Source organism: Acinetobacter sp. YH12112, from assembly GCF_013418945.1.
In the GTDB taxonomy this organism is placed as follows: domain Bacteria; phylum Pseudomonadota; class Gammaproteobacteria; order Pseudomonadales; family Moraxellaceae; genus Acinetobacter; species Acinetobacter indicus.
Map to the genome: position 1 here is coordinate 38,705 of NZ_VPBA01000027.1, position 11,847 is coordinate 50,551.

At 48.3% G+C, this 11,847-nt stretch carries 11 protein-coding genes; 9 read left to right on the forward strand and 2 right to left on the reverse strand.

Annotated features, from left to right (window positions below):
* The first annotated feature begins 51 nt into the window (after positions 1-51).
* The 4 genes from FTU50_RS10840 (at position 52) to FTU50_RS10855 (ending at position 4,439) form a co-directional block, all read left to right on the forward strand.
* Positions 52-1,305, forward strand: coding sequence for a D-amino acid dehydrogenase (locus FTU50_RS10840; RefSeq protein WP_180046951.1), 1,254 nt, complete (start codon positions 52-54; stop codon positions 1,303-1,305).
* A gap of 22 nt (positions 1,306-1,327) precedes the next feature.
* Complete coding sequence (gene alr / locus FTU50_RS10845; RefSeq protein ID WP_180046953.1) at positions 1,328-2,440, forward strand: alanine racemase; 1,113 nt, start codon at positions 1,328-1,330, stop codon at positions 2,438-2,440.
* A gap of 24 nt (positions 2,441-2,464) precedes the next feature.
* Complete coding sequence (locus FTU50_RS10850) at positions 2,465-2,827, forward strand: RidA family protein (RefSeq protein WP_005179861.1); 363 nt, start codon at positions 2,465-2,467, stop codon at positions 2,825-2,827.
* Positions 2,828-2,975: 148 nt separating this feature from the next.
* Positions 2,976-4,439 (forward strand): amino acid permease, encoded by a 1,464-nt coding sequence (locus tag FTU50_RS10855; protein WP_045795523.1) that lies wholly within the window; start codon positions 2,976-2,978, stop codon positions 4,437-4,439.
* 55 nt (positions 4,440-4,494) lie between these two features.
* Here the strand turns inward: FTU50_RS10855 and FTU50_RS10860 are convergent, their stop codons facing one another.
* Both FTU50_RS10860 and FTU50_RS10865 read right to left on the reverse strand, forming a co-directional pair.
* Positions 4,495-4,947, reverse strand: coding sequence for a CopD family protein (locus FTU50_RS10860; RefSeq protein WP_005179856.1), 453 nt, complete (start codon positions 4,945-4,947; stop codon positions 4,495-4,497).
* A gap of 19 nt (positions 4,948-4,966) precedes the next feature.
* Positions 4,967-6,196: a beta-ketoacyl synthase N-terminal-like domain-containing protein gene (locus FTU50_RS10865; RefSeq protein WP_005179853.1), complete on the reverse strand. Its 1,230-nt coding sequence runs from the start codon at positions 6,194-6,196 to the stop codon at positions 4,967-4,969.
* 276 nt (positions 6,197-6,472) lie between these two features.
* Here FTU50_RS10865 and FTU50_RS10870 point away from each other — a divergent pair, with 276 nt between their 5' ends.
* The 5 genes from FTU50_RS10870 to FTU50_RS10890 all read left to right on the forward strand — a co-directional run.
* Positions 6,473-7,921: an EcsC family protein gene (locus FTU50_RS10870; RefSeq protein WP_180046955.1), complete on the forward strand. Its 1,449-nt coding sequence runs from the start codon at positions 6,473-6,475 to the stop codon at positions 7,919-7,921.
* Between the two features lie 163 nt (positions 7,922-8,084).
* Complete coding sequence (gene rpsL / locus FTU50_RS10875; protein WP_002050319.1) at positions 8,085-8,459, forward strand: 30S ribosomal protein S12; 375 nt, start codon at positions 8,085-8,087, stop codon at positions 8,457-8,459.
* Between the two features lie 179 nt (positions 8,460-8,638).
* Positions 8,639-9,109, forward strand: a complete 471-nt coding sequence (gene rpsG, locus FTU50_RS10880) for a 30S ribosomal protein S7 (RefSeq protein ID WP_005179845.1) — start codon at positions 8,639-8,641, stop codon at positions 9,107-9,109.
* A gap of 132 nt (positions 9,110-9,241) precedes the next feature.
* Positions 9,242-11,377 (forward strand): elongation factor G, encoded by a 2,136-nt coding sequence (gene fusA, locus FTU50_RS10885; protein ID WP_104490194.1) that lies wholly within the window; start codon positions 9,242-9,244, stop codon positions 11,375-11,377.
* Positions 11,378-11,471: 94 nt separating this feature from the next.
* On the forward strand, positions 11,472-11,847 hold a 376-nt coding region (locus tag FTU50_RS10890), incomplete at its 3' end, for a GTP-binding protein (protein WP_257223328.1).

An 11,847-nucleotide genomic window follows, 5' to 3' on the forward strand; every position in this document is an offset into this window, starting at 1 on the left:
ATTCGAAAATATACTAGTTAAATAAACTGGAATGTATTTGAGGTCAAGTCTATGCGTGTAATTGTGTTGGGAAGCGGTGTCATTGGGGTGACCAGCGCATATTATCTGGCGCAGCAGGGTGCAAGTGTGACGGTGCTTGATCGTCAAACCGGGCCGGCGGAAGAAACCAGCTTCGGGAATGCCGGACAGGTTTCACCGGGCTATTCAACGCCGTGGGCAGCGCCGGGGATTCCATTTAAAGCCGTGAAGTGGATGTTCCAGCATCATGCACCTTTGGCCGTGAATTTGGATGGCAGTATGTGGCAGTTACAGTGGATGGCGCAAATGCTGAAAAACTGTAATGCGCAGCACTATGCTATTAATAAAGAGCGGATGGTGCGGGTAGCCGAATATAGCCGCGATTGCCTGAGAGAGTTACGCCAAGACACCGGAATCAGCTATGAAAACCGCTCTAAAGGCACGCTGCAGCTGTTCCGTAAAGATGCCCAGCTCGATGCCGTACAGCGTGACATTGAAGTATTAAAAGAAAGCGGTGTGGAATATGAGCTGTTAGACCGTGATGGTCTGGCCCGGGTTGAACCGGCTTTGGCTGCGGCCAAAGATAAACTGGTTGGTGGCTTGCACTTGCCTAATGATGAAACCGGTGATTGCTATCTGTTTACCAATGCGCTGGCCAAACTGGCACAGGAGATGGGTGTCGATTTCCAGTTTAACCAGAATGTAGAAAAACTGCTGGTTGAAGGCGACGAGATTAAAGGCGTGCTGGTCAATGGCAAAGTGCTGACCGCAGACCGTTATGTATTAGCCTTTGGCAGTTATTCACGTGAATTCCTGAAACCGCTGCATCTGGACCTGCCGGTCTATCCGGTGAAAGGTTACTCGCTGACTGTGCCAATTGTCGATCCAGCCATGGCGCCACAATCAACAGTTCTGGATGAAACTTACAAGATTGCGATTACCCGTTTTGACCAGCGGATTCGTGTCGGTGGTATGGCTGAATTAAGCGGCTTTAACCTCGGTCTGAATCAGGATCGTCGTGCCACGCTGGAAATGGTCACCAAAGATTTATTCCCGGGTGGTGATTTACCGCAGGCCAGCTTCTGGACCGGTTTACGTCCAATGACGCCAGACAGCACCCCGATTATTGGTGGCACCCGCTATAAAAACCTGTTCCTGAATACCGGTCACGGGACTTTAGGCTGGACCATGGCCTGTGGTTCGGGCAAGTTAATCAGTGATCTGGTGATGCAGCAGCAACCGGAAATTAGCACTGAAGGCTTGTCGTTACAACGTTACGCTGCTTAAGGTATTGATTCAAGGGAGAACGATGTCCAGACCAATTCAGGCGGTGGTGCATCTCGATGCACTGCGCCATAACCTGCAGATTGCCCGGCAGTATGCTGGGGATAGTCAAGTTTATGCCGTGGTCAAGGCTAATGCCTATGGTCATGGCATCGAGCGGGTCTATCCGGCTTTTCAGTCCGCCGATGGCTTTGCCTTGCTGGATCTGGCCGAGGCACTGAGATTACGCCAGCTGGGCTGGCAGGGTGATATTCTGTTGCTAGAAGGCATTTTTTGTCTGGAAGATTTATCAGTCTGTCAGCAACATCACTTAAGCTTTAGCATTCACAGTGCCCATCAAATTGACTGGTTACAGCAGTTCCAGCGTCAGCAGCCAGAGGCTCGTTTTCATGTCTATCTGAAAATGAACAGTGGCATGAACCGTCTGGGTTTTGCCCCCGCCGCTTACCGGGACGCCTTTGCCCAGTTACAGGCATTGGAAATTGTCGCCTCTATTACCCACATGATGCATTTCTCCGATGCCGACGGCGAACGTTTTGGCGCGCCGGGCATTGACTATCAGCAGCAGTGTTTTGAACAGACCATTGCCGGCCTGCCTGGCAAGCGTTCGCTCTGTAATAGCGCGGCGCTGCTGCGTCATGCGCCGGCCCTGCATAGTGATGTGATGCGTAGCGGCATCATGTTGTATGGCAGTTCGCCCGATTTTCCACAGCATACGATTCAGGACTGGAACCTGAAACCGAGCATGAGCCTGCGCAGTGAAATTATTGCTGTCCAGCAGCTGAAGGCTGGAGAAAGTATTGGCTATGGCTCCAGCTTTGTTGCCGAACAAGCCATGCGGATTGGCGTAGTGGCTTGTGGCTATGCCGATGGCTATCAGCGAATTTCTCCAAGCGGTACGCCAGTGCTGGTCAATTCGCAGTGCAGCCAGACGCTGGGCCGGGTCAGTATGGATATGCTGGCGGTCGATCTCAGTCATCTTCCTGACGCCGATATTGGCGCTGAAGTGGTGCTATGGGGCTATTCCAGCAGTGGCGCCATTTTGCCAGTCGATGAGGTCAGTCAGGTAGCCGGTACCGTCGGCTATGAGCTGATGTGCGCCATCACCGCCCGGGTGCCGTTTGTGGTGCAGGCATAAAATTTTATTCAACAGGATCACAACATGAGTTCTCAAGATATTCAACGTATTCACAGCACTGAAGTGATGAGTGCGGCAACGGTATTTAATCAGGTGGTCTATCTGTCGGGTCAGATTCCGAAAACCACTGCCGGGCAGGACATCACTGCGCAAACGCAAGAAGTGCTGCAGACCATTGATACGCTGCTGGCCGAAACCAATAGCGATAAAAGCCGGATTTTATCTGCGCAACTCTTTTTAAAGAATCTGTCCGATTTCCAGACCGTGAATGCGCTCTGGATTGAATGGTTGCAGGGCCATGCCACACCGGCACGCGCCACCATTCAGGCGGAACTGGTCAACCCGGACTGGCTGATTGAAATTGCAGTGACCGCTGCACAGAAATAAGCCATCTGGTTTGGTTTTCTCTCCCAGCCACTGACGCTGCGTACAGCCCAAGATAGGATTTGTTGGGATGTACAGGACCATCATTGCAGGATGACGTATGCACAGCCTGCGCTGATGGCAGGGTCAGGGCACAATAAGGATATTGAACATGACTTCCTCTCGTCACGATGACGTTCATTCGTCGCCACATGAATTACAACGCAAACTCTCCAACCGGCATCTGCAGTTAATTGCCATTGGTGGCGCCATCGGCACCGGACTGTTTATGGGCTCCGGCAAAACCATTGCCTTGGCCGGCCCGTCCATCCTGTTTATTTATATGATTATTGGCCTGATGTTTTTCTTCCTGATGCGTGCATTGGGGGAAATCCTGCTGTCCAATCTGCACTATAAATCCTTTATTGATATGGCGCATGACCTGATCGGGCCGGGTGCGGGCTACTATATTGGCTGGTCCTACTGGCTGGGCTGGATTCTGGTTGGAATTGCCGATCTGGCAGCCATCATCAATTATCTCGGTTTCTGGCTGCCACCAGATACCACGTTTACTCCCATGGGGCAGGCGCTGATCAGTGTTGGTTGTGTGCTGTTTGTACTGGGACTGAATTTACTGACGGTCAAGCTGTTTGGTGAAATCGAGTTCTGGTTTGCCCTGATCAAGATTCTGGCCATCTTAGGCCTGATTGGTATTGGTGGCTATATGGTCTTTAACCAGTTTGCCGCGCCAGATGGCACCACTGCCAGTTTTCAGCATGTCTGGTCACATGGTGGTATGTTTCCACAAGGCGGTAACGGTTTTCTGGCCGGTTTCCAGATTGCGCTGTTTGCCTTTGTCGGGGTGGAGCTGCTGGGCACCATGGCGGCTGAAACCAAAGATCCGGAAAAGAATTTACCCAAAGCAGTCAATGCAATTCCGACCCGGATTATCCTGTTTTATGTGCTGTCTTTATTTGTGGTGATGTCGGTGACGCCGTGGAACCAGATTCCGGCAGACCGTAGTCCGTTTGTGTCGTTGTTTTTACATGCCGGTATTCCCACCTCTGCGATTATTATGAATCTGGTGGTGTTATCTTCGGTGATGTCTTCCATGAACAGCGGTGTGTTTTCGACCAGCCGCATGCTGTTTGGCCTGGCGCGTGGCCGGCAGGCGCCACAGGCGTTGGCGACCTTGTCAAAACGGGCAGTACCGGCCAAAGGTCTGCTGTTCTCCTGTCTGTTTATTATGGCCGGTGCAGCCTTGCAGTATTTTGTGCCGAATACCGTTGAAGCCTTTACCTTGGCCAGCTCGCTGTGCGTGATTCTGTTTATTAGCATCTGGGGCATTATTATGGTGTGTTACCTGCGCTATCGTAAACTGCAGCCGCAGTTACACGCTGCTTCACGCTTTAAAATGCCGGGCGGGGTGCTGATGAGCTATGTGGTGTTGGCCTTCCTGCTGTTTGCACTGGTGATTCTCAGTCTGGAGCCGGATACGCTGAAAGCACTGCTGGTCAGTCCGTTGTGGCTGGTGATTTTAACCGTGACTTACTATGGTCTATATAAACCGCGGCTGCGTAAATACCAGCAATATGCCCAGACCGAGCAATATGCCAAGTCAGAAACCCTTCGCTAGCCCACAAAAAAGCCTCGTATCAAACGAGGCTTTTTTTATCTGTTCTTCGATGGAGCTAGAACACAGGTTTCACCACCACCAGAATCACAATTGCAAATAACAGCACTGTCGGCATTTCATTGAAAAAGCGCCAGAACTTGTGTGACTTGTAATGGGCATTGCCAATCAGTTTCAGACGGTAATAACCGCAAACCAGATGGTAAATCACCAATAATCCGACCAGTGCCACTTTCAGGTAAAACCACAAGGCATCGTGGTAGTTCCGGGTGGCATCACCCCAATCTACCAGAAAGTGGGCGGTAATTAGGGTGGCAATCATGGAAGGCCACATAATTCCACGGTACAACTTGCGTTCCATGACTTCAAAACGCTGATGACTGACCGCATCTTCACTCATGGCATGGTAAACATATAACCGTGGCAGATAGAACAGTGCAGCGAACCAGCACACCACGGCAATAATATGTAATGCTTTTACCCATAAAAAAGCATCAGAAGGTGCATCCATCGAAAATCCTATTTAGGGATTATGCATCCCATTTCTTGAAAATCAGACAAGCGTTTACGCCGCCAAAACCAAAACTGTTACTCATCACAGTATTCAATTTTGCGTCACGTTTTTCAAGTACGATATCAAAGCCTTTCGCGCCTTCATCCAGCTCGGTCACGTTGATGTTTGGCGCAATAAAGTCGTTTTGCATCATCAGGACAGAGTAGATCGCTTCCTGTACACCGGCAGCACCCAGGCTGTGACCGGTCATAGATTTGGTCGAGCTCAGGGCTGGTACCTGGCCTTCACCAAAGGCACGTTCCATGGCTTTCAGTTCAGTCACGTCACCTGCAGGGGTAGATGTACCGTGTGTGTTCACATAGTCAATCGATTCAACACCATGCTGTTTGGCTTCATCCAGCGCCATCAGGATACAGCGTGTTGCACCTTCACCGCTTGGCGCAACCATGTCAGCACCATCCGAGTTGGCTGCATACGCGACCACTTCTGCCAGAATGTTGGCACCACGTGCTTGTGCATGTTCCAGCGATTCCAGTACCAGGAAGCCACCGCCGCCGGCAATCACGAAACCATCACGGTCTGCTGAATATGGACGAGAAGCAGTTTCTGGGGTGTCATTGTATTTGGCACACAGCGCACCCATCGCATCAAACAGCAGGCTTTGTGACCAGTGATCTTCTTCACCACCGCCAGCCAGCATAAGATCCTGTTTACCCAGTTGAATCAGGTTGTAGGCATAACCAATCGCATCGGCAGAAGTTGCACATGCGCTGGTAATCGAGTGCGCAACGCCTTGCAGTTTAAAGGCAACGCCCAGGTTGGCCGTAATGGTGTTTGACATGTTACGTGGTACAAAGAATGGGCCAATTTTACGCGCGCCTTTTTCTTCCAGTAATTCCACCATTTCAACCACAGATGCAGTCGAGTTGCCGCCTGAACCACCGGCAATACCGTAACGCGGGTTACCAGCTAAATCTTCAACTTTCAGGCCGGCATGTTCAATGGCTGCTGCCGCTGCGTTATAGGCATACATTGCACACACGCCCATGAAGCGTTTTAAACGACGGTCGATATTGTCAAAATTCTGTTCTGCAGCTGCACTGACATGGCTCTTAAAATTCAGTTCAGCATAAGTCTGGTTAAAACGTGTGCCTGAAATACCATTTTGCAAAGAGTGGGTTACATCTTCTAATGTATTACCAATGCACGAATTAATGCCCATGCCAGTGATTACAACACGTTTCATCTACAGTTCCCTTATGGTGATATTATCGGGTCCAACCCTGGAGACTGTCGGCGCAAATGCCGGTGTCCAGTGCATTTCCCAAGTTTTTCAATTGGATTCATAATAACAGAAAGAATTTTGAATTCTTATGGCAAATCCTATGCCTCTTTGGGAATGACCAGATTTGGGGAGCAGACTACGTGAACATAACCAAAAGAAACACAATAAGGTTGAGATAAACGCAGACTATACCTAGTATTTAGCAATAAATCTTAAGAAAGAAAATGAGGAGCAAGAATGACAGATTCTAATAATAAGCAATCAGGCGGATTCCTCTCGAGTGCGTTTGGAGTGGCTAAAAAGCTCAGTCATACCGGCATTGACCTGGTTCAGCATGTGGCGCCCGGTTCGACCAGTAAAGAAGAGGCGGGTAGCAGTCAGGGGCGGGTGGTGGAAGGCAGTGCCAGCCCGGTATTCGGCCGCCATTCATCGCGTTATGACAATCCGCAGCAGGTACTGAAGGCACATTTGCCGCAGGTCTCACGTCAATTGCTAGGTCGTCATTATAATAAGGTCAATAATCTTGCCCATTTTGTGGCGCCTCAGTTTTCTGACAAGGTGTCGGATTACTTCTTTCACCAGCTAAATACCTTCACCTCCAATATCAGTTCGGTCGATGCAGTTTTAGATGAAGCCGGAGTACGTGACTTAGAGGAACTGACCCAGGATGTGAACCGTTCCAAACGCATCAGCCAGGCGCTGGCAGAGCAGAATAAATGGCTGGCCTCGATTCAGGGCGCGATCACCGGGGCTACCGGCGTGATTGGAACCGCGGTAGATGTGCCGGTTTCGATGATCATGTCGTTACGTACCATCTATCAGGTTGGGCGTTCGTATGGCTTTGAGCTGAATAAAGAAGAAGGCCAGGCCATTGTGCAATATATTTTCAAACAGGTCGATCTGGGCCTGATTGCCGAAAAGCAGGCGGTCTTGCTGGGCATTAAAAGCGTGCTGAACATGCTGCAAACCCATGATGTGCATCAGCTGCAGCAGCTGGTTGGTTCCAGCAATGACATGGAAGCGCTACGCAAATATCTGGTCAATGAGCAGGGCGAAATGAAGTGGCAATGGATGAACTCAATGCCGAAGTTCTCGCTGTTAAGCAAATTAACCCCGGTAGCGACAGCCTCGGTCAGTGCCGCCTACAGCTGGAAGCTGGTCGAGCATGTGCACCAGAAAGCGCAGGAAGTGTTCTCGCATGCCCGTGAATATCTCATCCAGCATAAGGGCAGTCAGCTGTCCCCGGTCGATGCCTATGAAAAAGCCGCAGCCTTACTGGCACAGGCCGCACCAAAATTACTGGAACAGCCAGCTGCGGCTACACCGGCCGTCGATGAGCTGAAGCTGGATCAGGATATTGAGCTGCAGCAAAACAGCACCATCTCCAAGGTGAAAATCCAGAAAAAATCGGCAGAGGAAAAGCCGGAGCCGGAACAGATCGATCAGGATATCCAGCAGGGCCTAGAGCAGCTGGCCGATAAAATGGTTGAGCCGAATGCTGCGGTAGAGCCGCAAAAACCGGCAATTCCACCGGAATCGATTGAGCCGGAACCTGAAGAGAATGAAGACTTTGACGACACACCACCGGTAGTGGAAGAGCCGCCAGAAACAGATGCAGAACCGCAAAAAGCAGACGCTGAGAAGCCGGTAGTGAAGAAGGTTACAAAAAAGCAAAAAGCGCAATAAGGTCCTAATACCTTAAAAAGCAGTAAAATTAGCCTTTAATGCGGGAATGGTCAATATTTGCCGGTCTGTCGAATATTGACCATTTTAGTATCTTGACTTACAATTGCATGCCCTCAAAAAGTAGTATGTTTTTGGGGCTTTTTATTAACGGGAGAATTGCCACATGGCAACAACAAATCAGTTGATCCGTAAGGGTCGTACGACTTTAGTTGAAAAATCTAAAGTTCCTGCGTTGAAGGCTTGTCCACAACGTCGTGGTGTTTGTACACGTGTTTACACAACTACACCTAAAAAACCTAACTCAGCAATGCGTAAAGTTTGCCGTGTTCGCTTAACTTCAGGTTTCGAAGTTTCTAGCTATATCGGTGGTGAAGGCCATAACCTGCAAGAGCACAGTGTTGTTCTGATCCGTGGTGGTCGTGTTAAAGACTTACCAGGTGTACGTTACCATACCGTTCGTGGTTCTTTAGACTGTGCTGGCGTGAAAGATCGTAACCAGTCACGTTCTAAATACGGTACTAAACGTCCTAAGAAATAATCTTTCGAGATTAAGCTCTTAGTTCGTTAGAACTGCAATCCTTTATCGTCTCGCTTGTCTGATTTCTGCATTTATTTTGTGAATATTCAAGCGACGTATAGTAAGGCCAGCGAATGCATACGACACTTTATGCTACTGCTGGATTAACCTGAAGTGTCATATTTATAGGTAGTTTTAAAATGCCAAGACGTCGCGTAGTCGCTGCTCGTGAAATCCTTCCGGATCCTAAGTTCAGCAGCCAAACAATCGCTAAATTCATGAACCACGTAATGCAAGATGGTAAAAAATCTATTGCTGAAAGTATCGTTTACGGTGCTTTAGACCGCGTTCAAGAAAAAAACAAAGTAGACCCAGTTGAATTTTTTGAAGCTACGCTTGAAAAAGTTCGTCCTATGGTTGAAGTAAAAGCACGCCGTGTTGGTGGTGCTACTTATCAAGTTCCTATGGAAGTGCGCCCATCCCGTCGTACTGCTCTAGCGATGCGTTGGTTAGTAGATGCTGCTGCTAAGCGTTCTGAAAAAACTATGGCTTTACGTCTTGCTGGTGAGTTGCTTGATGCAGCTGAAGGTAAAGGCGCAGCGGTTAAAAAACGTGAAGATGTGCACCGTATGGCTGAAGCCAACAAAGCCTTCTCTCACTACCGTTTCTAAGCGGATAAAACAGGACCTAATCAGGAGGGTGATGAATTTAGTTGTCACTAGTTTGTCATCAAAGCGCTTTAAGTTGCTATGCAGCTTAAAGCGTCCTGTTTTAAACAACAAAATTTAGGAATGCTAGAAATCATGGCACGTCAAACCCCAATTTCTCGTTACCGTAACATTGGTATCTCTGCGCACATTGACGCAGGTAAAACAACCACTTCTGAACGTATTTTGTTCTACACAGGTGAGAGCCACAAACTAGGTGAAACTCACGAAGGTTCAGCAACAACTGACTGGATGGAACAAGAGCAGGAACGTGGTATTACCATTACTTCAGCAGCTGTAACATGCTTCTGGAAAGGTATGGCTAACCAGTTCGACCAACACCGTATTAACGTAATTGACACCCCAGGACACGTTGACTTCACAATTGAAGTTGAGCGTTCTATGCGTGTTCTTGACGGTGCATGTATGGTTTACTGTGCTGTAGGTGGTGTACAACCTCAGTCTGAAACTGTATGGCGTCAAGCAAACAAATATAAAGTACCTCGTTTAGCGTTCGTTAACAAAATGGACCGTACTGGTGCAAACTTCTTCCGCGTAGTTGAACAAATGAAGACACGTTTGGGTGCTAACCCAGTGCCTATCGTTGTTCCAGTGGGCGCAGAAGACACATTCACAGGTGTTGTTGACTTAATCGAAATGAAGTCAATCATCTGGGACGAAGCGTCTCAAGGTATGAAGTTTGAATACGGCGACATTCCTGCTGATCTGCAAGATACAGCTGAAGAATGGCGTACAAACATGGTTGAAGCTGCTGCTGAAGCATCAGAAGAACTCATGGACAAATACCTGGAAGAAGGCGACCTTTCTAAAGAAGAAATCGTAGCTGGTTTACGTCAACGTACATTAGCGGGTGAAATTCAACCTGCAATGTGTGGTTCTGCATTCAAAAACAAAGGTGTTCAACGTATGTTGGACGCAGTGATTGAATTCCTTCCAGCGCCTACAGACGTAGAAGCGATCAAAGGTATCCTAGACGACAAAGACGAAACCGAAGGTTCTCGTGAAGCGTCTGACGATGCTCCGTTCTCTGCGCTTGCGTTCAAAATCATGAACGACAAATTCGTAGGTAACTTAACGTTCGTACGTGTTTACTCAGGTGTTCTGAAAGCAGGTAGCCCTGTTTACAACCCAGTGAAAATGAAACGTGAACGTATTGGCCGTATCGTACAGATGCACGCAAACGACCGTCACGACATCGAAGAAATTCGTGCGGGTGACATCGCGGCGTGTGTAGGTCTTAAAGACACGACTACGGGTGATACACTGTGTGACGAAAACAACGTAATCACACTTGAGCGTATGGAATTCCCAGAGCCAGTAATTCAATTGGCTGTTGAACCTAAGACCAAAGCTGACCAAGAAAAAATGTCAGTTGCGCTTGGCCGTTTAGCGAAAGAAGATCCATCGTTCCGCGTATTCACAGACGAAGAATCTGGTCAGACTATCATCGCTGGTATGGGTGAGCTTCACCTTGACATCATCGTTGACCGTATGAAGCGTGAATTCAACGTTGAAGCGAACATTGGTAAACCAATGGTTGCTTACCGTGAAACGATCAAGAAATCAATCGAACAAGAAGGTAAATTCGTTCGTCAAACTGGTGGTAAAGGTAAATTCGGTCACGTATACGTACGTTTAGAACCGCTTGATCCTGAAACTGGTAAAGACTACGAGTTCGCTGAAGAAGTTGTTGGTGGTGTAGTACCTAAAGAATTCTTCGGTGCGGTTGACAAAGGTATCCAAGAACGTATGAAGAATGGTGTCCTTGCTGGTTATCCAGTCGTTGGCATCAAAGCGACATTGTTCGACGGTTCTTACCACGATGTCGACTCTGACGAATTATCGTTCAAAATGGCGGGTTCTTACGCATTCCGTGACGGTTTCATGAAAGCAGATCCTGTTCTTCTTGAACCAATCATGAAAGTTGAAGTAGAAACTCCAGAAGACTACATGGGCGATATCATGGGTGACTTAAACCGTCGTCGTGGTATGGTTCAAGGTATGGACGATTTACCTGGCGGTACTAAAGCAATCCGTGCTGAAGTTCCACTGGCTGAGATGTTCGGTTACGCGACTCAAATGCGTTCTATGTCTCAAGGTCGTGCGACTTACTCTATGGAATTTGCTAAATACGCTGAAACTCCACGTAACGTGGCGGAAGGCATCATCGCTAAATTCCAGTCTGGCGGTAAAAAAGGTGACGACGAGTAATCTTTCGATTACTATATTGCCTAACTAATTTTATAGTTAAAATCTAATGCTCATGCAGTGATCCTGCATGAGTAATCTACAAAGGAAGATGAACATGGCTAAGGCTAAGTTTGAACGTAATAAGCCACACGTTAACGTGGGCACAATCGGTCACGTTGACCATGGTAAAACAACTTTAACAGCTGCAATTGCAACTGTATGTGCGAAGAAATTCGGTGGTGAAGCGAAAGATTACGCTGCAATCGACTCTGCTCCAGAAGAAAAAGCACGTGGTATTACAATTAACACTTCTCACGTAGAATACGATTCTCCAACTCGTCACTACGCTCACGTTGACTGCCCAGGTCACGCCGACTATGTTAAAAACATGATCACTGGTGCTGCTCAGATGGACGGTGCGATCCTTGTTTGTTCAGCGACTGATGGTCCAATGCCACAAACTCGTGAACACATCCTTCTTTCTCGTCAGG

What these genes read in the sequence shown, in the direction of transcription:
- FTU50_RS10840 (WP_180046951.1), top strand. Translation starts at nt 52, where the DNA reads ATGCGTGTAATTGTGTTGGGAAGCGGTGTCATTGGGGTGACCAGCGCA.
- alr (WP_180046953.1), top strand. Translation starts at nt 1,328, where the DNA reads ATGTCCAGACCAATTCAGGCGGTGGTGCATCTCGATGCACTGCGCCAT.
- FTU50_RS10850 (WP_005179861.1), top strand. Translation starts at nt 2,465, where the DNA reads ATGAGTTCTCAAGATATTCAACGTATTCACAGCACTGAAGTGATGAGT.
- FTU50_RS10855 (WP_045795523.1), top strand. Translation starts at nt 2,976, where the DNA reads ATGACTTCCTCTCGTCACGATGACGTTCATTCGTCGCCACATGAATTA.
- FTU50_RS10860 (WP_005179856.1), bottom strand. Translation starts at nt 4,947, where the DNA reads ATGGATGCACCTTCTGATGCTTTTTTATGGGTAAAAGCATTACATATT.
- FTU50_RS10865 (WP_005179853.1), bottom strand. Translation starts at nt 6,196, where the DNA reads ATGAAACGTGTTGTAATCACTGGCATGGGCATTAATTCGTGCATTGGT.
- FTU50_RS10870 (WP_180046955.1), top strand. Translation starts at nt 6,473, where the DNA reads ATGACAGATTCTAATAATAAGCAATCAGGCGGATTCCTCTCGAGTGCG.
- rpsL (WP_002050319.1), top strand. Translation starts at nt 8,085, where the DNA reads ATGGCAACAACAAATCAGTTGATCCGTAAGGGTCGTACGACTTTAGTT.
- rpsG (WP_005179845.1), top strand. Translation starts at nt 8,639, where the DNA reads ATGCCAAGACGTCGCGTAGTCGCTGCTCGTGAAATCCTTCCGGATCCT.
- fusA (WP_104490194.1), top strand. Translation starts at nt 9,242, where the DNA reads ATGGCACGTCAAACCCCAATTTCTCGTTACCGTAACATTGGTATCTCT.